This is a genomic window from Pseudomonas sp. PB103 (genome assembly GCF_009764635.1).
Classification (GTDB): Bacteria; Pseudomonadota; Gammaproteobacteria; order Pseudomonadales; family Pseudomonadaceae; genus Aquipseudomonas.
Map to the genome: position 1 here is coordinate 95,091 of NZ_RWIL01000135.1, position 26,314 is coordinate 121,404.

Here is a 26,314-nt window from a genome sequence, read left to right on the forward strand (position 1 = left end):
GATGCGTCGCCGCGCGACGCTGCTGCAAAGACTGCATATCGATGGTCCGTTGCTGATCCTGCTGCTAATTCTCGCCGCCGGCAGCCTGTTCGTGCTGTATTCGGCCAGCGGCAAGAGCTGGGACCTGCTGGCCAAACAGGCTACCTCGTTCGGCATCGGCCTGGTGTCGATGATCGTCATCGCCCAGTTCGAGCCGCGTTTCATGGCCCGTTGGGTGCCGCTCGGTTATGTGATCGGCGTGGTGTTGCTGTTGGTGGTGGACATCATGGGCCACAACGCCATGGGCGCCACGCGCTGGATCAATATTCCCGGGGTGATCCGCTTCCAGCCCTCGGAATTCATGAAGATCCTGATGCCGGCGACCATCGCCTGGTACCTGTCCAAGCGCACGTTGCCGCCGCAGCTCAAGCACGTCGGCATCAGCCTGATGCTGATCGGTGTGCCGTTCATCCTGATCGTCCGCCAGCCTGACCTCGGCACTTCGCTGCTGATTCTGGCGGGCGGTGCGTTTGTGCTGTTCATGGGCGGGCTGCGCTGGCGCTGGATTCTCAGCGTGCTGGCGGCGGCGATCCCGGTGTCGGTGGCGATGTGGTTTTTCATCATGCACGACTACCAGAAGCAGCGAATCCTGACCTTCCTCGACCCGGAAAGCGATCCGCTCGGCACCGGCTGGAACATCATTCAGTCGAAAGCCGCGATCGGTTCCGGCGGTGTGTTCGGCAAAGGCTGGCTGCTCGGCACCCAGTCGCACCTCGACTTCCTCCCGGAAAGCCACACCGACTTCATCATTGCCGTACTCGGCGAGGAGTTCGGCCTGGTGGGTATTTGTGCGCTGCTGCTGATTTACCTGTTGCTGATTGGCCGAGGGCTGGTGATCACCGCTCAGGCGCAAACGCTGTTCGGCAAATTGCTCGCCGGTGCGTTGACCATGACGTTTTTTGTTTACGTTTTCGTCAACATCGGTATGGTCAGTGGCCTGTTGCCGGTCGTAGGGGTACCGTTGCCGTTCATTAGCTACGGAGGAACTTCGCTGGTGACGCTGCTGTCAGCGTTTGGGGTTTTGATGTCGATCCATACCCATCGCAAGTGGATCGCACAGGTTTGAATAAGGTGAAGAGTTCAATGCAAGTAATGCGTGGCTGGGCGACTCGATGCGCGCCAGTGGTAGGCCTGATGGGCCTCCTGGGCAGCATGCAGGAAGCGCTGGCCGGCGAGTACGAAGGCTCTCCTCAGGTGGCCGAGTTCGTCGGTGAAATGACCCGCGACTACGGTTTCGCCGGTGAGCAACTGATGGCGGTGTTCCGCGAGGCTCAACGCAAGCAGGCGATTCTCGATGCCATTTCCAGACCTGCCGAACGGGTCAAACAGTGGAAAGAATACCGCCCGATGTTCATCACCGACGCGCGCATTGCCCGCGGTGTCGACTTCTGGCGTCAGCACGAGGCGACGCTGGCCCGTGCCGAGCAGGAATACGGCGTGCCGGCACAAGTCATCGTGTCGATCATCGGCGTTGAAACCTTTTTCGGACGTAATACCGGTAATTACCGGGTGATCGATGCCTTGTCGACGCTCGGTTTCGACTATCCTCCCCGTGCCGAATTTTTCCGCAAGGAACTGCGTGAGTTCCTCCTGTTGGCGCGCGAAGAGCAGGTCGATCCATTGACCCTCAAAGGTTCGTACGCCGGGGCCATGGGCCTGCCGCAGTTCATGCCGAGCAGCTTTCGCGCGTATGCGGTGGATTTCGACGGTGACGGCCACATCAATATCTGGAACAACCCGGACGATGCGATCGGCAGCGTTGCCAGCTATTTCAAGCGTCACGGCTGGGTCGCCGGTGAGCCGGTGGTCAGCCGCGCCGATGTGCGTGGCGAGCAGGTCGATGAAGGCCTGACCACCGGCATCGAGCCGACGAAGACGGTCGGAGAGTTGCGGGCGCTGGGCTGGTCAAGTCATGATGCGCTGCGCGATGATATGCCGGTGACTGCATTTCGCCTCGAAGGCGACAACGGCCCTGAATACTGGATGGGCCTGAAGAATTTCTACGCGATCACGCGTTATAACCGCAGCGTGATGTACGCCATGGCCGTACATCAACTGTCTGAACAGCTGGTACAAGCACGGGGCGTCAAGTAATGCAGGCATTGCCTAACAATAAACCCCTGAAGCTGGTGGCATTCGCTGCGTTGGCAGTACTGGTCGCCAGTTGTTCGACCAGCCGTTCGCCAACGCCGAAAACCTCGAATACCGCTGTGCGTGCGCAGCCGGGCCTGGACATCAACCGTGCGCACAAAGACGGTGCGCCGTGGTGGGACGTCGACGTATCGCGCATCCCCGATGCCACGCCGACCCTGCACACCGGTCCGTACAAAGCCAACCCTTACACCGTACTGGGCAAAACCTACTTCCCGTTGCAGGAATCCAAGACCTACGTCGCCTCCGGCACGGCGTCCTGGTACGGCACCAAGTTTCACGGTCAGAACACCGCCAATGGCGAGGTCTATGACCTGTACGGCATGAGTGCCGCCCACAAGACATTGCCACTGCCAAGTTACGTTCGGGTGACCAATCTGGACAACAACCGCACGGTGATCCTGCGGGTCAATGACCGTGGGCCGTTCTATTCCGATCGCATCATCGACTTGTCGTACGCGGCCGCGAAAAAACTCGGTTACGCCGAAACCGGCACTGCGCGGGTCAAGGTTGAAGGCATCGATCCGCAGCAATACTGGGCTGCCAAGGGCCGTCCGGCACCGTTGATGCTCAACGAGCCGCAGGTCGCGCAGAACAGCGCGCCGGTGATCACGGCCTCGGCCGGCACCGTCGAGCAGTGGACGCCGCCACCGCAACAACATGCCTCAGACACCGTACCGGTGCCGATGAGTGCAAAAAAAAACGCTTCTGCAACAGCAACTGGCCAGTATCTGCAGGTGGGCGCGTTCGCCAACCCGGACGCTGCAGAACTCCTGAGGTCGAAGCTCAGCGGGATGGTGAGCGCTCCGGTGTTCATCAGTTCGATCGTGCGCAATCAGCAGACCCTGCATCGGGTACGTCTGGGGCCGATCGGCTCGCCGGGTGAAATTGCCCAGGTGCAGAACAGCGTGCGCCTGGCCAACCTTGGTTCGCCAAGCGTGGTCACCGAGTAAGCAAAACGTAGATCTTGATTGACGGTTCACCAGCGATTGGGGGGTGAATCAGGTTGTTGGCTCGTCGAAGAACAAAAGCCCGGCAAGGGTGACTGGAGTGAGCAACTGAACACGCGATGGCTCGTTAGAAAGCCATCTGATTAAATTTTGTCCGCAAGGACAGTTTCCATTAGCGATTTCGAGAGACGGATGAACATCACCACCTTTGCCAAACGCCTGTGTCTGCTAGTCCCGCTGCTCCTCTCGCCAGCCGCCTTCGCGGCCGAGATGATGCCGTCGCCACCACAACTGGCCGCTAAAGCCTACGTTCTGATGGATGCCAGCAGCGGCAACGTGCTGGTCGAGAACAATGGCGACCAGCGTCTGCCGCCGGCCAGCCTGACCAAGCTGATGACCGCGTACATCGCGACCCTGGAAATCCGCCGTGGCCAGATCGGTGAAAACGATCCGGTGACCGTCAGCGAAAACGCCTGGCGCACCGGCGGTTCGCGGATGTTCATCAAAGTCGGCTCGCAGGTGACTGTCAGCGACTTGCTGCACGGCATCATCATCCAGTCCGGCAACGACGCCAGCGTCGCCCTGTCCGAGCACATCGCCGGTAGCGAAGATGCGTTCGCCGACCTGATGAACAAGACGGTGACTGATCTGGGCATGAGCAACACCCACTTCATGAACCCGACCGGCCTGCCAAACCCTGAGCACTACTCGTCGGCTCACGACATGGCAATCCTGGCCCGTGCAATCATCCACGAAGACCCGGCTCACTACGCGATCTACTCGCAGAAAGAGTTCTTCTGGAACGGCATCAAGCAACCTAACCGTAACCTGCTGCTGTGGCGCGACAAGACCGTTGACGGTCTGAAAACCGGTCACACCGACGAAGCCGGCTACTGCATGGTGTCCTCGGCGGTACGTGACGGCCAGCGCCTGATCGCGGTGGTGTTCGGTACCAACAGCGAAGTGGCTCGCGCCGCTGAAACCCAGAAGCTGCTGACTTACGGTTTCCGCTTCTTCGAAACCCAGACCTTCTACCAGAAGGGCACCGAACTGGCTCAGGCCCCGGTGTGGAAAGGCACCACCAATCAAGTCAAGGCCGGCCTGGCTGAAGACCTGACCATGACCCTGCCAAAAGGCCAGCTGAAGAAGCTCGCTGCCAGCATGACCATGAACCCGCAACTGACCGCGCCAATCGCCAAGGGCGACGTGATCGGTAAAGTCGAAGTCAAACTGGAAGACAAGGTCGTGCACAGCGCTGACCTGATCGCTCTGGATGGCGTCGAGGAGGGTGGTATCTTCCGCCGCATGTGGGATAGCATCCGTCTATTCTTCTACGGCTTGTTCAACTGATTTGTGTTGACCTGCATGGCCCCGCCCCGATCCGGTGCGGGGCCATGCGCGTTATCACGGCTTGCGCTCAAGAGGCCGTTACGCCATGACCGATACCGAAGTAAAGGCGCCAAAGATCGAATTTCCCCAGGTTGATTATCCGGTTAAGGTGATCAGCGACACGGGGGTAGGCCACAAAGACAAGATCATCGAAATCGTGAAGAAATTCGCGAAGATCAACGATGAGCGTGTCGACGAGCGTTCGAGCAGCAACGGCAAATACACCACCATCCAGTTGCACATCGTCGCGACCGATCAGGATCAGCTGTACAACATCAACAGCGAACTGCGGGCAACCGGTTTCGTGCACATGGTGTTGTGATGCCAGGCACGCTGGGCTTTCGTGAGCTCGGCCAGATGGCTTACGAGCCGGTCTGGCATGCCATGCAACGCTTTACCAACGAACGCGGCAGCGATGCCGCCGACGAAATCTGGCTCGTCGAACACCCACCGGTGTTCACTCAGGGCCAGGCCGGCAAGGCCGAACACTTGCTGCTGCCGGGAGATATCCCGGTGGTGCAGGTCGATCGTGGCGGCCAGGTGACTTATCATGGCCCCGGCCAATTGGTGGCTTACCTGTTACTGGATGTGCGCAAGCTGGGTTTCGGCGTGCGCGATCTGGTCAGCCGCATGGAGCTTTGCCTGATTGAACTGCTGGCCAGCTACGGCGTTACCGCTGCAGCCAAGCCAGATGCTCCCGGCGTCTATGTCGATGGAGCAAAAATCGCTTCTCTGGGTTTGCGGATTCGCCACGGTTGTTCCTTTCATGGCCTGGCCCTGAACGTGGATATGAACCTGGAACCGTTTCGACGGATTAATCCCTGCGGCTATGCCGGGCTGGCGATGACCCAGCTGAGCGATCACGCAGGATCGATTGAATTTGCCGAGGTAAGTGCCCGGCTGCGTGCGCAGCTCGTCAAACACCTCGACTATGCTGAGCAGACGACCCTGACGGGCGGAATCGACTGATATGACTACTGATGCAGTGCAAACCATGATCCCGACGCTCGACGTGACCGAGCGCCCGGCCCCGCGTCCCAAGGTAGAAGCCGGCGTCAAGCTGCGCGGCGCCGAGAAGGTTGCACGCATCCCGGTAAAGATCATTCCGACCACCGAACTGCCGAAGAAGCCTGACTGGATTCGTGTGCGCATCCCGGTTTCGCCGGAAGTCGACCGTATCAAGAGCCTGCTGCGTAAACACAAGCTGCACAGCGTCTGCGAAGAAGCGTCCTGCCCGAACCTGGGTGAGTGCTTCTCCGGCGGCACTGCGACCTTCATGATCATGGGCGACATCTGCACCCGTCGCTGCCCGTTCTGCGACGTTGGCCACGGTCGTCCGAAGCCACTGGACGTCAACGAGCCGGAAAGCCTGGCCATCGCCATCGCCGACCTCAAGCTCAAGTACGTGGTGATTACTTCGGTTGACCGCGACGACCTGCGCGACGGTGGTGCCCAGCACTTTGCTGACTGCATCCGCGAAATCCGCAAACTGTCGCCGAACGTGCAGCTCGAGACCCTGGTCCCGGACTACCGTGGCCGCATGGACGTCGCGCTGGAAATCACCGCCGCCGAGCCGCCGGATGTGTTCAACCACAACCTGGAAACCGTGCCGCGCCTGTACAAGGCTGCGCGTCCGGGTTCGGATTACCAGTGGTCGCTGACTCTGCTGCAACGCTTCAAGCAGATGATGCCGCACATTCCGACCAAATCCGGCCTGATGCTGGGTCTGGGCGAGACCGACGAGGAAGTCATCGAAGTCATGAAGCGCATGCGCGAACACGACATCGACATGCTGACCCTCGGTCAGTACCTGCAACCGTCGCGCAGCCACTTGCCGGTGCAGCGTTTCGTGCACCCGGACACCTTCGCCTGGTTCGCCGAGGAAGGTTACAAGATGGGCTTCAAAAACGTCGCTTCCGGCCCGCTGGTGCGTTCTTCGTACCACGCTGACGAGCAAGCGAAGCTGGTCAAGGCTGAGTTGATGGGTTCCTGATTCAGCGCTGAATAAAATGCCCGCCGTGGCTTTAAGTCCGGCGGGCTTTTTTTTGCCTGCTTTCCTGACTACTGTGTGCGCATGACTTCACACTGGGAGCCCCATGGATGACCGTTCGACCGACCCACAGCCTTTTCCCGCATAAACCCGTGCCGGCGCTGCCGTCAGAGGGCGTGATCGGCGTGATCGCGCCGGCCGGCCCCGGCGCGCTGGATACCGACAAGGCTGTGCAATGGATGCGCGCTCGCGGCTATGCGCTGAAGGTGTTCCCCGGTGTCTACGAGAAAGATGGTTATCTGGCCGGCAGCGATGACGTGCGTCTCAATGACCTGCACGCTGCGTTTGCCGACCCTGAAGTCGACGCGATCATCTGCCTGCGCGGCGGCTACGGTACGCCGCGCCTGCTGGATCGCATCGACTACGACCTGCTCGGCCGCCACGCCAAGCCTTTCGTCGGTTACAGCGATATCACCGCGCTGCACCTGGCGATCAGCCGTTACGCCGGGTTTGTGACCTTCCACGGGCCACTGCTCAACGCCGACCTGTTGGGTGACAAGGAACCGCCGACCGTGACGTCGTTCTTCGCCATGCTGCGTGGTCAGGTGAAAGCGGGGAGTGTGCTGAGCCATCCGGTGGCGTATCCGTTGACCACCGTTGAGCCCGGCGTTGCACACGGGCGTTTGCTTGGCGGCAATCTGGCAATGATCGCTTCAACACTAGGCACGCCTTACGAAATCGATGTCGAAGGGGTAATTCTACTGATCGAAGACATCAACGAACCGCTGTATCGGATCGACCGGTTACTGACCCAGATGCGTCTGGCCGGCAAGTTGACCAAGTTGCGCGGGGTGTTGGTCGGGGACATTGCCGGGGTAGATGTCGAGTCGCTGAATCGTTTGCTCAAGCAGACGTTCGAGCCTTTGCGGATACCGGTGTTGTCGGGGTGGCGTAGCGGGCATTGCGACCCGAACCTGACGCTGCCGATGGGCGCGCTGGTACGGCTGGATGCCGGGAAGAAGGAATTGATGCTCGAGCAGGATGTGGTGACCCGATAAAGCAAAAGATCGCAGCCTGCGGCAGCTCCTACATTGGAATACGATCCCTGTAGGAGCTGCCGCAGGCTGCGATCTTTTGATCTTGCTTATTGGCCCCGCAGGCTCTCAAGCAACTTGTGCGTCGGATAGCCATCCGCCGGCCAGCCAAACGACTGCTGTGCACTGCGAATCGCCTTGCGCGTATTGGCGCCGATAATCCCGTCCGCCGTGCCCGCATCGTAATTGCGCGCGCTTAGCAGGGTCTGCAACTCGATGCGCTCGGTGCGGCTCAACGGCAAGTCGTCTTTCGGCCAGTTGCCATTGATCAAGCCTGCGCCACTGAAACGCTCGGACAACAGGCTCACCGCCAAGGCATACGACGAGGAATTGTTGTACTTGAGGATCGCCCGGAAGTTATCGAGGATCAGGAACGCCGGGCCACGATAACCGGCCGGCAACAGCAGGGCCGCGGACAGTTGCTCGGAGCCCTCAGGTACCTGAGCGCCATTAGGCAAGTTCACACCCAGCTGACGCCATTCGGCGACGCTCTTGCGAATCGCTCCATCCGCCAGTGTGTAGTTGAAACTGCTCGGCAGTTGCACCTCGAAACCCCACGGCTGCCCACGCTGCCAGCCTGAGCTTTGCAGGTAGTGCGCGGTCGAAGCCAGGGCATCGGCCGGGCTGCCCCAGATGTCGCGGCGGCCATCACCGTCGAAATCCACGGCGTGGGTGTTGTAGGTGGTCGGAATGAACTGGGTCTGGCCCATCGCCCCGGCCCAGGAACCGAGCATCTTCTCTGGCGTGATATCGCCCTGTTGCAGGATCTGCAGGGCAGCAATCAATTGCGCATGGGCAAAGCCCGGGCGGCGGCCTTCGTAGGCGAGGGTAGCCAGTGAGTTGATCACCGATTTGCTGCCCTGGAACTGACCGAAATTACTCTCCATGCCCCACACCGAAACGAGCGCCTGACGGTCGACCCCATAACGCTGTTCGATGCTTTGCAGAATGTCGGCGTACTGGTTGAGCAGCGCCTGACCCTTGCGCACGCGCAGCGGCGACAGCGCGCCGTCGAGGTATTCCCACACCGGGCGGGAGAATTCCGGCTGGCTGCGGTCGGCACGAATCACGCTGGCGTCGAAACTGACATCGGCAAAGGCGCGATCAAACAACTCAGGGCTGATCCCGGCGGCGAGCGCGTCCTTGCGGAAGCCTGCCTGCCATTCGGCAAAGGTCTGGGTCGGCTGAAGATCGAGAGGGTCGGCGGACGGCACTACCGGCGGGATAATCGCTGGGGCCGTGGCGACAGGGGCGGCTTGAAGAGGTTGCGCGTCGGCGGCGGTGGGTTTTTCCGCACAGGCGACAAGCAGAACGAAGCTTGCTGCAGCGATCGAATGGCGAACAGGCCAACGACGGGAAAGACTTAGGGGCATGCACAGTTCCAGGGGAAACGAATCAGGTGCAGACCTTAACACGACAGCCGTGCCAAGCGACTTGCGAGGGGGCAGATTTTGCTCGGGATTTAATGTTTATCCGGCCAGTAAAACTCCGAATTCTGCATTGATCAACTGTCAGGTTTGACAGTTACGCGCTTTGCCAAAGCGGCGCTAAATGAGTGCTCAAATGGTACAGAGAAGAGGGGGAGAGGCCATCAGACGAAGCGAGTTCCAGCGTCATTCATGCCGCCAGAAAGCAAGAAGCCTCCCAGCTTTTAGACTGGAAGGCTTCGCGGCGGTAGCTGCCTTTGCCCTTGGTTGGTCGCTCTTGACGACTGCGAAACAAGGGTTGGGCGACGATGGATTTGGCCTTGTTGGGGCGCTTTTTGCTCATGGTGGGTCTCCTTTTAGACCGGGCGAGTATACAGCGTTGCGTCAGTAGCGTAGCCGGTAATCCTGCTTTGCGGATCACTCAGGCATTTGAACGCAAGTACGCAGATCGTCCGTTTATGCATTACGGCAGATTTCATAACCACGATGCACAAGGGATATCGATCGTGAAAAAAATAATCTTGTTGGTCTGGGCCTTTTTGTTGATTGCCTGCTCCGCTACACAGGAACTACCGGTCCCCGCCCCACCGGTACCGAGCGAAGAACAGATTTCAACTCAAAGCGTGCCAGGTGACCAGCAATTCGGTGCTTTCTCACAACCTCGCAACAATGGTGCGGCGGTGGTTGCTGATCTCAATGCGAAATGGAATCAAACGTCGCGCAATTGTTTCAATAGTGAAACTGCACCGAGTTTTTTGTGTTCAGGCGTCGTGATCAGGGGGACGACCAACGGACCGGGTTTCAATATCTGGGATCCAAGCCCGGCCAACGTGAAAAAAGGCTTCGTTGCGTTTTCTTATATGCGCCAGGATTCTCGGTTTCCAGCCCTCTATAGCCATGCCAATAACGGCTATATAGTCACGCCGGTCTCCGAGCTTGCCGGTCAGTTGAAGTTTCAGTATCTGTGCTTCTTTCCCATAGATGGCGCGACAGAGTGGCGGTCGGACTACGGTTGTGGGCCACACAGTCTGCATGGTAATCGCAGTGCTTCCTGCGCTTCGCAGGCGATCACCACGTCGACTAAATTTTTGACGCACTACTTGGCCGGTGCAACAGTGCGCGAGCAGAAACAATGCAGTTTCGATGTTCGAGATACATCGCCTGATCAGACGGCAGTGTTGTTTCGAGAAGCCTTGCTGGCGATGCCAAAAATTCCGAAGAATGGCGTCAATGACGAAAACGAACTGGTTGTTCGTGTCTGGGCCAAACAAGCGGCTGCCAATATGCCCATCAAGGCGTTTTTCTACACCAGCGGCTCAACGCCAGGCTGGACTCAGGCAAGGCAGAATCAGAGTGCTTATTACAGTCAAAGTGGTGGCAAGGTTGTGCCTGTCGTAATGTTGACGATCAACAAGTCAACCTGGGCGGCTTCCTTTACCTACTCGGGTAGTGATCAGATTTACCCGTGAGGGCTGTTCAATCACGGATGCAGAGCGGGCTCGGGCATTGGCGCCGCTTCGGTTGGCCTTACTCGGCAGGTAGCGTCAACCGCTGGCCTGCCATCAACAATGCCAGTCGGCTCAGACTCATCCACGGCGAACCCGCGGCCTGACCCTTGATCTGCGCATCGATGCGCTGGGCTTCCAGTAACAACTGCGCCCAGCGTTGCGCCGAGTAGCGTTGCAGGGCTTTGCTCATCAGGGGTTTGCGCTTGTCCCAGACCGGCGGTTTCGCCTGACTGAAGCACTTGTCCAGTGGCGTGCCCTGGCTGTACTGCAGCGAGATATTGGCCAGCAGGCGCAACTCCCGCGCCAGCGCCCAAAGAATCACCGGTGGCTCGACCCCTTCACCGCGCAAGCCTTCCAGCATGCGCAATGCGTGCGCCGGTTCGCCGTTGAGCACCGCATCGGTCAAGCCAAACACGTCAAAACGCGCACTGTCCGCCACTGCGGCCTGCACGGTTTCAACGGTGATCTGGCCACCTTCGGCCATCAGCTTGAGCTTCTCGATTTCCTGCGCGGCGGCGAGCAGGTTGCCCTCGACACGTGCAGCAATCAATTCGACCGCGTCCTGGCTGGCCGACAAACCGGCCTGCGACAGACGCTGGCGAATCCAGCTCGGCAGTTGATTGGCATCCACCGGCCAGATCTGGATGAACTGGGTCTGCTGGCCTTCGACCAGCGCCTTGCCCCACTTGGTCTTCTGCGTACTGCCATCGAGCTTGGGCAAGCTGATCAGCAGCACCGTGTCTTCAGCGGGACGCGAGCAGTATTCGATGAACGCTGCGGCGCCCTTGTCACCGGGCTTGCCTGAAGGCAGGCGCAGTTCCAACAGGCGCTTTTCAGCGAACAACGACATGCTCGCGCCGGCCTGCAGCAACGTGCCCCAATCGAAATTGGCGTCGGCAGCAAAGACCTGGCGTTCGTCGAACCCTTGTTCACGGGCAGCACGGCGGATGGCGTCGGCGGCTTCCTGGCACAGCAGCGGGTCATCGCCGCTGATGATGTAGACCGGCGCAAGGGCACCTTGCAGGTGTTTACCGAGTTGGGCGGGAGCGAGCTTCATAAGAAATACCGAACGGGGCGCCTGAGCGCCCCGAACGTCTTACTGCTGCGGTACTTCGAGCGGCGACTGACGCGGGGTTTCCGCTTCAGCCTTTTGCGCCGCTTGCAGCGCGTCGGCTTCAGCCTTGGCGCGGTCATTGGCCGCTTGTTGCAGCTGCTGCAGTTGACCTGGGGTCAGTTGTTGCAGGCGCAGCATCATCCGTTGAACCAGCTCGCGGCGGGTCTCGCGACGGGCGTCGTTGGCTTCCTGATCGGAGCCGACGAGGTTGTTGCCGTCGTGGATGAACACTTTCTGCACTTCGAGCTTGTCGCTCAGCAGGTTCAGATTGTGTTCGCCGACGATGTCGTAGTTCAGAACGGTATTGACCTGGTATTCGCCAGTACGGCCGGCACCGGCGTAGCTGAGAATGCGCTGGTTTTCCTGCTCGTCAGCCAGGTACAGCTTGTACGGTGCACCGCTGTAGACCTTGACACCACTGGACTCGAGCACCTGACGCAGCTCGGTCACCGTCTCGCCGTAGGCGTTGCGGGCGCTCAGGTCGAGTTCCTTGATCGTCAGTTCGGTAGTGCCAGTGCCACGCAGCTGGAAACCGCAGGCGCTCAGCAGCACAGCGAGGCCCATCACCAGCAGATTGCGTTTGATCATTGTGTTGCTCCCCTTGAAACCATGTGGGCCGACCCTGCGGCCCGAAAGGTTTTACAGTGCGTCAGGCGGACCTGACGCCCAATCCAATTTAGCTGGCGACGATGTTGACCAGTTTCCCTGGTACCACGATCACTTTGCGAATAGTCAGACCGTCGACGAAACGCAGCACGTTTTCGTTGATGCGGGCGGCGGCTTCCACTTCTTCACGGGTTGCGCTGGCCGGCATTTCGATCTGACCACGCAGTTTGCCGTTGACCTGGATAACCAGCGTCAGGCTGTCCTGCACCAATGCGCTTTCGTCCACAGCCGGCCAGCCGGCGTCGATGACTGCGCCAGTGTGGCCCAGCTGGTTCCACAGTTCGTGGCTGATGTGCGGCGTGATGGGTGCCAGCAGCAAGGTCACGGCTTCGAGGCCTTCGTGAACCAGCGCGCGATCCTGTTCGGTGCCTTGCGCGGCTTTTTCCAGCACGTTCATCAGCGTCATCACCTGAGCGATGGCGGTGTTGAATTTGTGGTTCTGGCCGACGTCATGGCTGGCCTGCTTGATGGCCAGGTGGATCGAGCGGCGCACGGCTTTCTGCTCGTCGGTCAGCGCGGCAACGTCAAGTTTGCCCGGCAAGCCCTGAGTGACGTGGGCTTGCGCCAGGCGCCAGACGCGCTTGAGGAAACGGTGCGAACCTTCAACGCCGGAGTCCGACCATTCGGCGCTCATGTCAGGCGGCGAAGCGAACATCATGAACAGGCGGCAGGTGTCGGCGCCGAACTGATCGATCATCGACTGTGGGTCGACGCCGTTGTTTTTCGACTTGGCCATTTTCTCGGTGCCACCGATTTCCACCGGCAGACCGTCGGATTTCAGCTTGGCGCTGATGACCTTGGCTTTGCTGTCACGCTCAAGTTCTACGTCCGCCGGGTTGAACCAGGTGTAGGCACCATTGGCTTCGCGACGGTAGTAAGTTTCGGCGATCACCATGCCTTGGGTCAGCAGGTTCTTGAACGGCTCGTTGGAGCTGACCAGACCTTCATCGCGCATCAGCTTGTGGAAGAAGCGCGCGTAGAGCAGGTGCAGAATCGCGTGTTCGATACCGCCGATGTACTGATCGACCGGCAGCCAGTGATCGGCTGCGGATTTTTCCACCAGACCGCCTTCAAAGTGCGGCGAGGCGTAACGGGCGTAGTACCACGACGACTCAACGAAGGTGTCCATGGTGTCGGTTTCACGCTTGGCAGGCTGGCCGCATTTCGGGCAGCTGCATTCGTAGAACTCAGGCATGCGTGCCAGCGGCGAACCGGCGCCGTCCGGCACCACGTCTTCCGGCAGAACGACAGGCAGTTGGTCTTCCGGTACCGGCACGTCACCGCAAGTTTCGCAGTGGATGATCGGGATCGGGCAGCCCCAGTAGCGCTGACGGCTGATGCCCCAGTCGCGCAGGCGGAACTGAGTGCGCGAGGCGCCCAGTTCTTTCTTGATCAGGGCGACTTCCATGGCGTCGAACGCGCCGGCAAAGTCGAGACCGTCGAACTCGCCGGAGTTGATCAGCGTGCCGTGCTCGCCGTAGGCGTCTTGCCACGGGGCAGGGTTGGTGTCGCCAGAGCTGGTACGGACTACCGATTTAACCGGCAGGTTGTACTTGTGGGCGAATTCGAAATCGCGCTCGTCGTGCGCCGGTACCGCCATGACAGCGCCGTCGCCGTAGTGCATCAGCACATAGTTGGCGACCCACACCGGCAGTTTTTCGCCAGTCAGCGGGTGCTCGACGAACAGGCTGGTCGGCAGGCCTTTCTTCTCTTGCGTAGCGACGTCGGCTTCGGCAACGCTGCCGCCCTTGCATTCAGCGATGAACGCTTGCAGCTCAGGGTTGTTCTTGGCGGCCAGGGTAGCCAGTGGGTGCTCGGCAGCCACGGCAACATAGGTCGCGCCCATCAGGGTGTCCGGACGGGTGGTGAAGACTTTGAGCGTGCCGGCTTCGCCGATCGAGTCGACGTTGTACGGGAACTGCACTTCCATGCCGCGGGATTTGCCGATCCAGTTGCGCTGCATGGTCTTGACCTGTTCAGGCCAGCCAGTCAGTTCGTCGAGGCTCTCCAGCAGCTCATCCGCGTAGGCGGTGATCTTGAAGTAGTACATAGGGATTTCGCGCTTTTCGATCAGCGCGCCGGAACGCCAGCCGCGACCGTCGATGACCTGCTCGTTAGCCAGAACGGTCTGGTCGACCGGGTCCCAGTTCACGGTGCCGTTTTTACGGTAGATCACACCTTTTTCGAACAGGCGAGTGAACAGCCATTGTTCCCAACGGTAGTAATCCGGCTTGCAGGTGGTGACTTCACGCGACCAGTCGACCGCCAGGCCGAGGCTGCGCAGCTGCGACTTCATGTAGGCGATGTTTTCGTAGGTCCATTTTGCCGGCGCTACGTTGTTCTTCATCGCGGCGTTTTCTGCCGGCATGCCGAAGGCGTCCCAACCCATCGGTTGCAGAACGTTCTTGCCTTGCATGCGCTGATAGCGGGAGATCACGTCGCCGATGGTGTAGTTGCGCACGTGCCCCATGTGTAGCTTGCCGCTGGGGTAAGGGAACATCGACAGGCAGTAGAAAGTCTCCTTGCCTGGCTGTTCACTGACTTCAAAGGACTTTTGCTCATCCCAGAATGACTGGGCGGCGGCTTCAATTTCACGGGGCTGATATTGTTCGTGCATGGCTACTTTTGTACTGGATAGGGGTGGCCTAATCCTCTTCAACGCAGGTTCCGGGGTTGGCCCGGACGAGCTGGAAGTGGAATTACAGGAAGCGCCGTAGCATACATGACCGCGCTTGGCCTAGGGAAACCCTGATTACAGCTACATACCCCGCAATACTTGCGTCGGGGCCGTTGGTCGCGGCGTACAGCCGGTTTGTGCAGCGAAGCTAAGCTCTAACTGGGGAGTGAGTCTTATCTTCAATGAGGTGAGGGATGGTGGAGCAACGGCAAAAAAACGTGACTAAACCCGAGTTGTACGAGAGGTTGATCGATCGTCTGGGTATGGCCCTGGACGCTGTAAAAACCGCTGACCGGCTGCGCGACGAGCGCCCCCTGGAACTGGAATTGCGTGGCTTGAGTCCCGCCGAGTTCAAACTGGTCAAGGCCTATCTGGATCGCAGTGAACGTGAAACGCATGGATGCCTGTCACAAGCAGTGAAGCAGCTCGATGCAGCACATTCGGCCAAGGTCATCTGGCTCAAGGACAAGGCGCCCGGCAGAGACACCGTCAAAGTACGTGCTCTGCAGGCCAAGTAAGCGCATGGCAGGTCAAGAAACGGATCTTTTTCAACGGGATCCCACCTATCGGTTGTAACGCTTCATCAACACTTTTAGGCTTCGGGCATCTTTGGAGATGCCCGATGCCTTTTCGCTATTTGATCAAACAACTCTTGTTGCCGCCCGGCATTCTGCTGCTGTTGTTGCTGGTTGCGTGGTGGCTGCGCCGTTCGCGGCCGCGCCTGGCCGGAGTGTGTTTTGCCCTGGGGCTTGGCGGGTTGTGGTTGATGAGCCTGCCGGTGGTTGTGCAATGGGGCGCCAAGGCGCTGGAGCGTGAGCCACCGCTGGCCCGTGCCGAATGGGCGACGCTGGCGCAACGGGCCGATGCGATTGTGGTGCTGGGTTCCGGGCGCGAACGTGGTGATCTGGCGTGGGGTGAGGATCAGCCAACCGGCGTGGGGCTTGAGCGTCAGCGTTATGCGGCACGGCTGGCCAAGGCGTCGGGCCTGCCGATTCTGACCAGTGGCGGGCTGCATTACGGTACGCCGCCGACCGAGGCAAAGCTGATGGCAGATTCATTGCTCGATGACTTTGGCGTGACGGTGCGTTGGCAGGAAGGCGACAGCCGCACCACGTGGGAAAACGCCAAATTCAGCGCCGACCTGTTGCTGCCGCAGGGCATCAAACGCGTAGTCGTGGTGACGCAGGCCTGGCACATGCCGCGTGCGGTATGGTGCTTCGAGCAGGCCGGGTTTGAAGTGGTTGCGGCGCCGGTGGGCTTTTTAGGCACTGATAACGCCCGACCCTTCGGTGGCTGGTTGCCGGAATTCAAATCGATCTGGCAGAGCGGGCAGTTGCTGAATGAAGCGGTGGGGCAGGTGGGGTATTCGCTGTTTTACCGCTGAGAAAGCGACTTCTTGGTTGGATAGAGCTTCTGTGGCGAGGGGATTTATCCCCGATGGGTGGCGAAGCCGCCCCAAAACCTGCAATCGCGGTACATCAGATATACCGTGTGTTATGGATTTGCGGCGGCTTCGCCACCGATCGGGGATAAATCCCCTCGCCACAATGAATCCCTCACAGAAGTAGGTTTGAAACTAATGCTTTTAGAGGGTTTTCGACATCCGGCTGGCCATCAGTGCCCAGCCAAACAGCAGCAAGCAGACAATGATCAACGGCCACGAGCGCCATTGCAGATACGGCGTCAGGTTGTGCATCGGCACCACTTCGCCGTACAGCACACCCTGTTCAAACTGCGGAATCTGCTCGGTGATCTGCCCGAATGGGTTGATCAGCCCGGTCACGCCGTTGTTGGTCGCGCGGATCATCCAGCGCCCGGCTTCCAGCGCCCGCATCTGTGCCATCTGCAAATGTTGCAACGGGCCGATGGAGGTGCCGAACCAAGTGTCGTTACTGATCGTCAGCAACAAATCACTGCGCGCGGACAACCCGGCAGCGAAGTCCGGGTACACCACTTCGTAGCAGATGAACGGGGCAATCTGATAACCCTTGGCTTGCAGCAACGCCTGATCGGCCGGGCCACGGGCGAAGTCGGACATCGGCAAGTCGAAGAACGCGATCAAGCCACGCAGGATGTCCTGCAGCGGCACGTACTCGCCGAACGGCACCAGTTTCTGCTTCAGATAAGTGCCGTCGCCTTCGCCGACCACGGTGATGCCGTTGAAGAAGCGGCGTTCGTGACGGACCATTTCGCGAATCGGCACGCCGGTGATCAGCGCCGATTTACGCTCGGCCGCGAAGTTGCCCATCATGCTCAGGTAGCCCTCGGCGGACTCCTTGAGCACCGGCACGGCGGTTTCCGGCCAGATCAGCAGATCCACCGGTTTCGAACGGAAGCTCAGATCACGGTACAACGCCAACTGTGCATTGAGCTCGGCCGGGTCCCATTTCATGCTTTGTGCGACATTACCCTGAATCGCCGCAACGCTTAGAGGCGCTCCCGACGGACTTGTCCAGGCGTGACCCTTAAGCGCGATACCGGCAGCCCACGGTGCGATCAGCAACACCAGACCGGCAACGACAAAACCTTTGCGTCCGCTTTGCAGCAAGCGCGGTGCGTTGTAGATCAGCGCAGCAGTCAGTGCCAGCACGAACCCCACGAGCCACATGCCGCCGACTGGCGCAAGCCCGGCCAACGGACCATCGAGCTGGCTGTAACCCGAGTACAACCACGGGAAACCGGTGAGGAACCAGCCACGAAACATTTCCTGAGCGACCCACAGCGCGGCGAACGCCAACGCATCAGCGAGCGGCGCTTCGTTACGGCGCAGCCAGCGCGCCCAAATCCAGGCGGGCAGGGCGAAGAACCAGGCAATCGCGGCGGTAAACAGCAGCATCAGAAACCCGGCCAACAGCACCGAAGCGCCGCCGAAATGGTGGATGCTGTAATAGATCCAACTGGTGCCGGCGCCGAACAGGCCGAAACCGAAACACCAGCCACGGCCCAGCGCCTGACGCGGGCTCAGCTCGCGCATGCCGGCATAGAACAAACCGACTGCCAGCAAAGCCAGCGGCCAGATGTTGAACGGTGCCAGAGCGAAGGTGGTGATTGCACCGGCCGCCACGGCCAGCAGGTTACCGGGCCAGCCGGGGCGGGTTGTCCAGCGCATTTCAATCCTTAGATGTATTACCGGGCGATTGGCGTGAGTCGCAGCAAATGAATCCGACGGCTGTCGGCGTTCAGGATGCGGAAACGATAGGCGCCGATTTCAGTGATTTCGTTGCGTTTTGGCAAGTGCCCGAACGCGCTCATCACCAGCCCTCCGACGGTGTCGAACTCGTCATCGGAGAATTCGCTGTCGAAGAACGCGTTGAAGTTCTCGATCGGCGTCAGGGCCTTGATCAGGAAATCGCCGCTTGGCAGCGGCTTGATGTAGCTGTCTTCTTCGACGTCGTGCTCGTCTTCGATGTCGCCGACGATCTGTTCCAGCACGTCTTCGATGGTCACCAGGCCCGCCACACCGCCGTATTCGTCGATGACGATGGCCATGTGGTTGTGGTTGGCGCGGAATTCACGCAGCAACACATTCAGACGCTTGGACTCCGGCACGAACGTGGCCGGGCGCAGCAGATCCTTGATGTTGAAGCTGTCGCCGTTTTCCTTGAGGATCAGCGGCAGCAGATCCTTGGCCAGCAGCACGCCCATCACATCGTCATGGCTTTCGCCGATGACTGGATAACGCGAGTGGGCCGAGTCGACCACGGCCGGGAGGAATTCACGGGGTGTCTGGGTCGCTTTGATGCTGATCATCTGCGAGCGCGGCACCATGATGTCGCGTACTTGCAGGTCAGCCACCTGAATGGCGCCTTCGACGATGGCCAGCGCTTCGCTGTCCAGCAGTTTGTTCTGATGTGCATCACGCAGCAGCTCGAGAAGCTCCTGACGGTTCTTCGGCTCGTGGGCAAAAGCCTGGGTCAGTTTACCCAGCCATGACTTCTGCCCGTTGCTCGATCGATCTTCGCTCATAGCGATTACTCTGAATCCTTTGTTGTAACGATAGGGGATGTTTCGGTTTCGTCGTCCGCGTACGGATCGGGATAGCCCAATTCGGCAAGCAACTCGCGTTCCAGTGCTTCCATTTCTTCGGCTTCGTCGTCATCTATATGGTCGTAACCAAGCAGATGCAAGCAGCCGTGAATGACCAGATGCGCCCAGTGGGCCTTTAGTTCCTTGCCTTGTTCGGCGGCTTCGCGCTCAACCACCGCCACGCAGATCACCAGATCGCCGAGCAACGGGATGTCGAGAAACTCGTCGGGCACGTCAGCAGGGAACGACAGGACGTTGGTCGCGTAATCCTTTTGGCGCCAGGTATGATTGAGCTCGCGGCCTTCTTCCTCGTCGACCAGACGAATGGTCATTTCCGAGTCGGCGGTGCGCTGGCGCAGGGCCAGTTCGCACCACAGACGGAAGTCGGCTTCACTCGGCGCGTTCGCGTCAGTCGCGATTTGCAGGTCTAGCTCAAGCATTTCGCGAGGTGTCCTTGGGCGCTTCGTCACGGTTTTCGAAGCGCTCGTAAGCTTCGACGATCCGCTGGACCAAAGGATGGCGCACGACGTCTTTCGGCTGGAAGTGGGTGAAGCTGATGCCCGGCACGTCTTTGAGCACTTCGATCACATGATGCAGGCCCGACTTGGTGCCTTTCGGCAAGTCGACCTGGGTGATGTCACCGGTGATGACCGCTGTAGAGCCGAAGCCGATCCGCGTGAGGAACATTTTCATCTGTTCGACGGTGGTGTTCTGACTCTCGTCGAGAATGATGAAGCTGTTGTTCAGCGTGCGACCGCGCATGTAGGCCAGCGGCGCAACTTCGATCACCTGACGTTCGATCAGCTTGGCCACGTATTCAAAGCCGAGCATCTCGTAGAGCGCGTCGTAGAGCGGGCGCAGGTACGGGTCGATCTTCTGCGACAGGTCGCCGGGCAGGAAGCCGAGTTTCTCACCCGCTTCAACCGCCGGACGCACCAGCAGGATGCGACGGATCTGCTCGCGTTCCAGTGCATCGACAGCGCAGGCCACGGCCAGATAAGTCTTGCCGGTACCGGCCGGACCGATGCCGAAGTTGATGTCGTTGCCGAGGACTTCCTTGACGTAGCGCAGTTGATTCAAGCCGCGCGGGCGAATCATGCCTTTCTTGGTGCGCAGGGCAACGGAAGCTTCGGCGGGGGCGTGGTTGTCCAGCTCGACCACGGCCGATTCCTGCAGGAACAGGTGCACCGTATCTGGCGACAGCTCTGAACCTTTGGTTTCCCGGTACAGGCGACGAATCAGATTTTCCGCAGACGTGGTGTGCTTGGGGTCGCCGATCAGCTCGAACTGGTTGCCGCGGTTGCGGATCTCGATGGTCAGGCGCTGTTCGATCAAGCGCAAATGCTCGTCGAATTGCCCGCACAGATTGGCGAAGCGGCGAGCCTCAAAGGGCTCGAGGATAAAACGATGTGGTTCTATGGGTGCGTTCAAGGTCGTATTTAGCCGCCCTGGGGCAATTAGGATGAAATCAAGGATAACGCCAGAGGCCTGGGTGCGAAAGCTCTTAAATGGATGAGTACATTCTGAAGAACAATGCTGTCCACTGTGGGAGCTGCGGTGCGACGATTCGACTTGCCAGCGATAGCGGTGCAGCAGGCGACATATTTGTCGGGGCTGATGGCCTCATCGCTGGCAAGCCAGCTCCCACAGGTTTTTCTGTGCTGCTGATATCTGTTACTGGATCAGCGAGCCGCGCAGCGAGTGCGGTTGTGCCGCGTCGATGTGCACGTCGGCGAACTGGCCGATCAGGGTAGGATTGTCGCAGCGGAAGTTGACGATACGATTATTCTCGGTGCGCCCTTGCAGCTCGCCCGGGTCTTTCTTCGAGTAATCGGTCACCAGGATGCGCTGGACCGAACCAACCATCTGTCGGCTGATCTCGAAACCCTGCTGATTCAAGCGATGTTGCAGCGCGTTCAGGCGTTCCTTCTTCAACTCTTCCGGGGTGTCGTCGGCCAGATCGGCAGCCGGGGTGCCCGGGCGCTGGCTATAGACGAACGAGTAGGAAAAGTCGAAACCGACGTCGGCAATCAGCTTCATGGTCTGCTCGAAATCTTTCTCGGTCTCGCCGGGGAAACCGACGATAAAGTCCGAGCTGATGCAGATGCCCGGCACCGCCGCACGCAGTTTGCGCAGCTTGGATTTGTACTCAAGCGCCGTGTGGTTGCGTTTCATCGCCGCCAGAATCCGGTCGGAGCCCGATTGCACCGGCAAGTGCAGGTGCTTGACCAGCTCCGGTACGTCGGCGTGGGCCTGGATCAGGCTGTCGGAGAATTCCAGCGGGTGCGAAGTGGTGTAGCGAATGCGGTCGATGCCATCAATCGCCGCGACTACACGAATCAGCTCGGCAAGATCGGCCAGACGACCGTCATGGGTCGTACCGCGATAGCCGTTGACGTTCTGCCCCAGCAGGGTCACTTCACGCACGCCGTTTTCGGCGAGGTGGATGACTTCGGCGATCACGTCGTCGAACGGCCGGCTGACTTCTTCGCCACGGGTGTAAGGCACCACGCAGAAGGTGCAGTACTTGCTGCAACCTTCCATCACTGACACGTAAGCGCTCGGGCCATCGATGCGCGGCTCGGGCAAGTGGTCGAATTTTTCGATTTCCGGGAACGACACGTCGACCTGCGGCAGCTTGGTGATGCGTGCCGCGTCGATCATTTCCGGCAGGCGGTGCAGGGTCTGCGGGCCGAAGACCACGTCGACGTACGGCGCGCGATCACGGATCGCCGCGCCTTCCTGGCTGGCCACGCAACCGCCGACGGCGATCACCATCTCCGGGTTGGCCAGTTTCAGTTCGCGCCAGCGGCCGAGTTGCGAGTACACGCGATCTTGCGCGCGCTCGCGGATCGAGCAGGTGTTGAGCAGAATCACGTCGGCGTCTTCCGCGCGCGCGGTGACTTCCAGGGCCTGATGTTCACCCAGCAGATCGACCATGCGCGAGCTGTCGTACTCGTTCATCTGGCAACCGTGGGTTTCGATGTAAAGCTTCTTGGCCATGGATTAGGGTCATCACGTGATTCAAAGAACCCGGCATTATAGGGAACAAGCCCTCAGGTTCCTACCGCTGCGCGTCCAGCGGCTATGCTATAGTTTGCGCCCTCATTTTTATCCCCGACGTTATCCCCCCGCCATGACCAAACGCGAAGCTCCAATCTATAAGGTGATTTTCCTCAACCAGGGCCAGGTGTTCGAAATGTACGCCAAGCAGATCTATCAAAGTGATCTGTGGGGTTTTCTGGAAGTGGAAGAGTTCGTCTTTGGCGAGCGCACGCAAGTGGTCGTCGACCCGAGCGAAGAAAAGCTCAAGGCGCAGTTCGAAGGCGTGGTGCGCAGCTTTGTGCCGATGCATTCGATCGTACGCATCGACGAAGTGGAACGTCTGGGTACCCCGAAAATCAGCGAAGCCCGTGGCGCGGTCGGCAATGTGATGCCGTTCCCGATGCCGATGCCTGAGAAGTAACAGCAGATACTGGATTGGAATGAATTGTGGCGAGGGGATTTGTGGCGAGGGGATTCATCCCCGATGGGCTGCGAAGCGGCCCTAAATCCTGCAACCAGGTTTTATCTGACACACCTCATCGAATGGATTGCGACTGCTGCGCAGCCGGTCGGGGATAAATCCCCTCACCACAAGTTAGTCACCGCACCCATCAAGGCAATGGTGAGAAAGGCGTACGCCCATCGGCGCTCTGCAGTTCCATCAGGTATTTACGGAAAATTTGCCCGAGCACCTGCGTGGCAGTCTCAAGATCTTCGCGAGACATTTTTTCAGAGACTTCATCAGCCGTATCCAGCGCATCTTCAGCGCCGTTGACCGCAGCCATCTTCAAAACGATATACGCCTGAATGTTGTTGGCCTGCACGCCTTCACCGTGGAAGAACATTGTGCCGAGTTTGAACTGCGCCTGAGCGTGGCCTTGCAACGAGGCTTTTTCGAAATAGCTCAGAGCTTGATTGAGGTCGCGCGGCGCATTCTTGCCGTCGTAGTAGAACTCACCCAACTCGTATTGCGCTTGCGCATCCCCTTCGTCCGCCGCTTTCTGGCAGGCGGCCAGTGCCTGCGTGACGTCTTGCGGCTGAGTATTGAGGGTGCAACGACCCATCGCCGGGATCAACAACGAGTTGCCGCCTGCTTGTGCATGCGCGAGCAGGGGCTGAAGGAGCAACAGGCAGCCCAAGGCAAGGGTGCGGCCGGTGCGGTTCATGGGAATCGACTTACCTCTGAAGGGCACGCGGACCCATCGAGGGATCCAATAAGCGCGCATTATGAAATAAGCAGGGCCAACCTTACAAAGTCTTTACTCGTTTTTCTGCTGCGCGGGGAATATATCGCCCACTTTATGGAAGATTTTTAGCAGAGCGTCGGAAAAACCATGGGGATGTAGGTGAAAGCTGACGCTGGTCATAGCCAACGTCAGCGGTACGGCAATTACTTCAGTGCAGCGAAGGCGCGTTCGGCAGCGTCCAGCGTCAGTTGCAACTCGGCGTCGCCGTGAGCGATCGAAGTGAAACCGGCTTCGAACGCGCTCGGTGCCAGGTACACGCCACCCGCCAGCATCAGGTGGAAGAAGCGCCCGAACAGGGCCGCGTCGCTGGCCATCACGTCTTCAAAGGTGACGATGTCGTCGGCACCGCTGAAGTACAGACCAAACATGCCGCCGGCCTGAGTGGTCACGAACGGAATGCCCGCAGCATCGGCGCGCTGTTGCAGACCGTCGAGCAAGCGCGTGGTGTAGTCGGTCAGCTCGGCGTGGAAACCCGGACGGCTGATCAGACGCAGCGTGGTCAAACCGGCCGCCATCGCCAGCGGGTTACCCGACAGCGTGCCGGCCTGGTACACCGGGCCCAGCGGCGCGATGCGCTCCATAATTTCGCGCTTGCCGCCGAAGCAGCCGACCGGCATGCCGCCGCCGATGATCTTGCCGAAAGTAGTCAGGTCAGGGTTTACCCCGTAGTAAGCCTGAGCACCGCCGAGGGCGACGCGGAAACCGGTCATCACTTCGTCGAAAATCAGCACCACGCCGTGTTTGTCGCACAGCGCACGCAGGCCTTCGAGGAAACCTGGCGCTGGCGGCACGCAGTTCATGTTGCCCGCAACCGGTTCAACGATGATGCACGCCACTTCCTCGCCGACTTCAGCGAGCATCTGCTCAACCGCGTCGATGTCGTTGAACGGCAGGGTCAGGGTATGTTTGGCGAACGCCGCCGGCACACCGGCCGAGCTTGGAACGCCTTGGGTCAGCGCGCCGGAACCGGCCTTGACCAGCAGGCTGTCGGAGTGGCCGTGGTAGCAGCCCTCGAACTTGATGATGCTGTCGCGGCCGGTGTAACCACGAGCCAGACGGATTGCGCTCATGGTCGCTTCGGTGCCGGAGCTGACCATGCGCACCATGTCCATCGATGGCACCAGCGAGCAGACCAGGTCGGCCATCTCGGTTTCCATCGCGGTCGGCGCACCGTACGACAAACCGTGTTGCAGCTGATTGCGTACGGCGTCGAGCACGTCCGGGTGGCTGTGGCCGAGAATCATCGGGCCCCACGAACCGACGTAGTCGACATAACGCTTGTCGTCCTCGTCGGTGACGTAAGCGCCTTCAGCGTGCTTGAAGAACAGCGGCGTGCCGCCAACGCTCTTGAATGCGCGGACTGGCGAGTTCACGCCACCGGGAATGTGTTTCTGGGCGTTGGCAAACAGGGTTTCGGAACGAGACATGATCGGGCTCTCAATCTTCAGGATTTGAACAATTCGTTGAACGCGCAGGCGCGGCGGGTCACTTCGGCGGTGCTCTCAGCACCGAACAAACCGTGAACCACGGCGAGCAGGTCGACCCCGTGGGCCACCAGCGGTGCGGCGTTGTCGAGGCTGATGCCGCCAATCGCGCAGATCGGCAGGTGCAGCGTGCGCTTGGCTTCGTCGAGCAGATCGAGGCTACAGGTCGGCGCGCCGGGCTTGGTGTTGGAGTTGAAGAAGCGACCAAAGGCGACGTAACTCGCGCCTTCTTTGGCGGCTTGTTCGGCCAGCGCGATTTGCGCGTGGCAGGTTGAACCGATGATCGCTTTCGACCCGAGCAGGGCGCGGGTCGGCGACAACGGGCCGTCAGTCTGACCGAGGTGCACGCCGACGTTGAGGCGTGCGGCCAGTTCGGCGTCATCGTTGATGATCAGTTGCGTCTTGTAGCGCTCGCACAGATCGCGCAACGCTTCGGCCTCGCGCAGGCGGCGGGCCTCGTCGTTGCTCTTGTCGCGGTATTGCAGCAGGGTGACGCCGCCTTCCAGCGCCGCCTCCACATAAGAGAGAAACTTGCCGGCCAGCAATTCGCTGTCGGTAATGGCATACAGGCCACGTAGTTTCATCGGGCAGACCTCACGACGTTACGAGCAGAAATCCAGCGGCAGGCGACGCGGGACGAACTGGCCTTTGCCCAGTTGTTCGGCATCGCGCAGGGTGCGCCAGGTGTAATCCAAAGCACTGCGCACGGCGCTGGCCAGCTGTTCGCCCTGAGCCAATCGACCGGCCAATGCGCTGGCCAATGTGCATCCGGAACCGTGATAGCTGCCCGGCAGGCGCTGGCAGATAAAGGTTTCACGCAGGCCGTCGCGGCTGTACACGCGGTTGTGGATTTCAGTTTCGTCGCCGTGGCCGCCGGTGATCAGCAGGTTTTTGACGAACGGCAGGAGTTTTTCAGCGCACTCGTCCGCAGTGCCTTCGGGCAGTTCGGCGAGGATGCGCGCTTCAGGAAGGTTAGGGGTGGCAATGATCGACAGCGGCAGTAGACGCTCGCGCATCGCATAGCCAACCTCGTCCTTGCCCAGGCGTCCGCCGCCACCGGCGCGCAGCACCGGGTCGCAGACCACCGGCAAGTGCGGGTGCGCCGAGAGCAGTTCGACAACGGTGTCGACCATCTCCAGCGAACCGAGCATGCCCAGTTTGACCGCGGCGACTTCGGAGTCGTTGAGCACGGCATTGGCCTGGGCCAACACCCACTCACGGTCGAGGACGCGGAAGTCAGTAACGTTGACGGTGTCTTGCACGGTCAGCGCGGTGACGGCCGGAGCCGCATGGCAACCCTGCGCGAGCAGGGCTTCGATATCTGCCTGCAAGCCGGCGCCACCACTTGGGTCGTGGCCGGAGAGACAGAGGACAACGGGGCGGGAGCTGTAGATATTCATGGTGCGCGAGCTTACCACCAAAGCTGATTTTCGGGTGTGGCTGGCGGAGCAAGATCAAAAGATCGCAGCCTTCGGCAGCTCCTACAGGAAACTCCAGATCAATGTAG

At 59.8% G+C, this 26,314-nt stretch carries 26 protein-coding genes; 12 read left to right on the forward strand and 14 right to left on the reverse strand.

All coding sequences use genetic code 11. From position 1 onward, the window contains the following. Position 1 precedes the first annotated feature (1 nt). The 8 genes from rodA (at position 2) to EJA70_RS25100 (ending at position 7,577) form a co-directional block, all read left to right on the forward strand. Positions 2-1,105, forward strand: coding sequence for a rod shape-determining protein RodA (gene rodA, locus EJA70_RS25065; protein WP_042704880.1), 1,104 nt, complete (start codon positions 2-4; stop codon positions 1,103-1,105). A 17-nt stretch (positions 1,106-1,122) separates the two neighbouring features. Further along, entirely contained in the window at positions 1,123-2,133 is a 1,011-nt protein-coding gene (gene mltB / locus EJA70_RS25070; RefSeq protein ID WP_008087906.1) for a lytic murein transglycosylase B, read from the forward strand. Then, positions 2,133-3,143, forward strand: a complete 1,011-nt coding sequence (locus tag EJA70_RS25075; protein ID WP_129395666.1) for a septal ring lytic transglycosylase RlpA family protein — start codon at positions 2,133-2,135, stop codon at positions 3,141-3,143. Before mltB ends, EJA70_RS25075 begins: the two co-directional genes overlap by 1 nt. Before the next feature lie 189 nt (positions 3,144-3,332). Further along, positions 3,333-4,490: a D-alanyl-D-alanine carboxypeptidase family protein gene (locus EJA70_RS25080; RefSeq protein WP_008087907.1), complete on the forward strand. Its 1,158-nt coding sequence runs from the start codon at positions 3,333-3,335 to the stop codon at positions 4,488-4,490. A gap of 85 nt (positions 4,491-4,575) precedes the next feature. Continuing rightward, complete coding sequence (locus EJA70_RS25085) at positions 4,576-4,851, forward strand: DUF493 domain-containing protein (protein WP_008087908.1); 276 nt, start codon at positions 4,576-4,578, stop codon at positions 4,849-4,851. Next, entirely contained in the window at positions 4,851-5,498 is a 648-nt protein-coding gene (gene lipB / locus EJA70_RS25090; protein ID WP_008087909.1) for a lipoyl(octanoyl) transferase LipB, read from the forward strand. The genes EJA70_RS25085 and lipB overlap by 1 nt, the downstream gene beginning before the upstream one ends. Positions 5,499-5,523: 25 nt before the next feature. Next, positions 5,524-6,522, forward strand: a complete 999-nt coding sequence (gene lipA, locus EJA70_RS25095; RefSeq protein ID WP_161806657.1) for a lipoyl synthase — start codon at positions 5,524-5,526, stop codon at positions 6,520-6,522. A gap of 107 nt (positions 6,523-6,629) precedes the next feature. Then, a complete protein-coding gene (locus EJA70_RS25100; protein ID WP_158834305.1) occupies positions 6,630-7,577 on the forward strand; it encodes an LD-carboxypeptidase in 948 nt (315 codons plus the stop codon). A gap of 86 nt (positions 7,578-7,663) precedes the next feature. Here the strand turns inward: EJA70_RS25100 and EJA70_RS25105 are convergent, their stop codons facing one another. Beyond that, positions 7,664-8,986: a lytic murein transglycosylase gene (locus tag EJA70_RS25105; protein WP_158834307.1), complete on the reverse strand. Its 1,323-nt coding sequence runs from the start codon at positions 8,984-8,986 to the stop codon at positions 7,664-7,666. A gap of 244 nt (positions 8,987-9,230) precedes the next feature. After that, entirely contained in the window at positions 9,231-9,383 is a 153-nt protein-coding gene (gene arfA, locus EJA70_RS25110; protein WP_008081065.1) for an alternative ribosome rescue factor ArfA, read from the reverse strand. 163 nt (positions 9,384-9,546) lie between these two features. Here arfA and EJA70_RS25115 point away from each other — a divergent pair, with 163 nt between their 5' ends. Further along, positions 9,547-10,509, forward strand: coding sequence for a hypothetical protein (locus EJA70_RS25115; RefSeq protein ID WP_158834309.1), 963 nt, complete (start codon positions 9,547-9,549; stop codon positions 10,507-10,509). A 58-nt stretch (positions 10,510-10,567) separates the two neighbouring features. On the opposite strand, the gene holA is transcribed toward EJA70_RS25115, so the two are convergent. The 3 genes from holA to leuS form a co-directional block, all read right to left on the reverse strand. Next, a complete protein-coding gene (gene holA, locus EJA70_RS25120; protein ID WP_158834311.1) occupies positions 10,568-11,605 on the reverse strand; it encodes a DNA polymerase III subunit delta in 1,038 nt (345 codons plus the stop codon). A 39-nt stretch (positions 11,606-11,644) separates the two neighbouring features. Next, positions 11,645-12,250: an LPS assembly lipoprotein LptE gene (lptE, locus tag EJA70_RS25125; RefSeq protein WP_008081069.1), complete on the reverse strand. Its 606-nt coding sequence runs from the start codon at positions 12,248-12,250 to the stop codon at positions 11,645-11,647. 88 nt (positions 12,251-12,338) lie between these two features. Further along, positions 12,339-14,945: a leucine--tRNA ligase gene (leuS, locus tag EJA70_RS25130; protein ID WP_158834313.1), complete on the reverse strand. Its 2,607-nt coding sequence runs from the start codon at positions 14,943-14,945 to the stop codon at positions 12,339-12,341. A gap of 254 nt (positions 14,946-15,199) precedes the next feature. On the opposite strand from leuS, the gene EJA70_RS25135 reads away from it, so the two are divergent. Next, positions 15,200-15,523, forward strand: coding sequence for a hypothetical protein (locus EJA70_RS25135; RefSeq protein WP_008081071.1), 324 nt, complete (start codon positions 15,200-15,202; stop codon positions 15,521-15,523). Between the two features lie 104 nt (positions 15,524-15,627). After that, entirely contained in the window at positions 15,628-16,389 is a 762-nt protein-coding gene (locus EJA70_RS25140; protein WP_158834315.1) for a YdcF family protein, read from the forward strand. 201 nt (positions 16,390-16,590) lie between these two features. Here the strand turns inward: EJA70_RS25140 and lnt are convergent, their stop codons facing one another. The 5 genes from lnt to miaB all read right to left on the reverse strand — a co-directional run bounded on the left by lnt (position 16,591) and on the right by miaB (position 22,034). Continuing rightward, complete coding sequence (gene lnt, locus EJA70_RS25145) at positions 16,591-18,114, reverse strand: apolipoprotein N-acyltransferase (RefSeq protein ID WP_158834317.1); 1,524 nt, start codon at positions 18,112-18,114, stop codon at positions 16,591-16,593. Between the two features lie 17 nt (positions 18,115-18,131). Then, positions 18,132-18,971, reverse strand: coding sequence for an HlyC/CorC family transporter (locus EJA70_RS25150; RefSeq protein ID WP_158834319.1), 840 nt, complete (start codon positions 18,969-18,971; stop codon positions 18,132-18,134). A gap of 5 nt (positions 18,972-18,976) precedes the next feature. Beyond that, positions 18,977-19,471 (reverse strand): rRNA maturation RNase YbeY, encoded by a 495-nt coding sequence (ybeY, locus tag EJA70_RS25155; RefSeq protein ID WP_158834321.1) that lies wholly within the window; start codon positions 19,469-19,471, stop codon positions 18,977-18,979. Further along, positions 19,464-20,462, reverse strand: coding sequence for a PhoH family protein (locus EJA70_RS25160; protein ID WP_008081076.1), 999 nt, complete (start codon positions 20,460-20,462; stop codon positions 19,464-19,466). The genes ybeY and EJA70_RS25160 overlap by 8 nt, the downstream gene beginning before the upstream one ends. A gap of 243 nt (positions 20,463-20,705) precedes the next feature. Then, the gene (gene miaB, locus EJA70_RS25165; RefSeq protein ID WP_095122051.1) at positions 20,706-22,034 is read right to left on the reverse strand and encodes a tRNA (N6-isopentenyl adenosine(37)-C2)-methylthiotransferase MiaB; all 1,329 of its coding nucleotides are present in this window, start codon (positions 22,032-22,034) and stop codon (positions 20,706-20,708) included. Positions 22,035-22,167: 133 nt separating this feature from the next. Here miaB and EJA70_RS25170 point away from each other — a divergent pair, with 133 nt between their 5' ends. Further along, entirely contained in the window at positions 22,168-22,497 is a 330-nt protein-coding gene (locus EJA70_RS25170; RefSeq protein ID WP_003185742.1) for a DUF1820 family protein, read from the forward strand. A 190-nt stretch (positions 22,498-22,687) separates the two neighbouring features. Here the strand turns inward: EJA70_RS25170 and EJA70_RS25175 are convergent, their stop codons facing one another. The 4 genes from EJA70_RS25175 to EJA70_RS25190 form a co-directional block, all read right to left on the reverse strand. Further along, positions 22,688-23,242, reverse strand: coding sequence for a tetratricopeptide repeat protein (locus tag EJA70_RS25175; RefSeq protein ID WP_003228518.1), 555 nt, complete (start codon positions 23,240-23,242; stop codon positions 22,688-22,690). Between the two features lie 224 nt (positions 23,243-23,466). Beyond that, positions 23,467-24,750 carry a glutamate-1-semialdehyde 2,1-aminomutase gene (gene hemL, locus EJA70_RS25180; protein ID WP_158834323.1) on the reverse strand — a complete coding sequence of 428 codons (1,284 nt, stop codon included), beginning with the start codon at positions 24,748-24,750 and terminating at the stop codon, positions 23,467-23,469. A gap of 17 nt (positions 24,751-24,767) precedes the next feature. Then, on the reverse strand, positions 24,768-25,391 hold the full coding sequence (gene thiE / locus EJA70_RS25185; protein WP_158834325.1) for a thiamine phosphate synthase: 624 nt from the start codon (positions 25,389-25,391) through the stop codon (positions 24,768-24,770). An 18-nt stretch (positions 25,392-25,409) separates the two neighbouring features. Next, entirely contained in the window at positions 25,410-26,207 is a 798-nt protein-coding gene (locus tag EJA70_RS25190) for a hydroxymethylpyrimidine/phosphomethylpyrimidine kinase (protein WP_158834327.1), read from the reverse strand. Positions 26,208-26,314 lie beyond the last annotated feature (107 nt).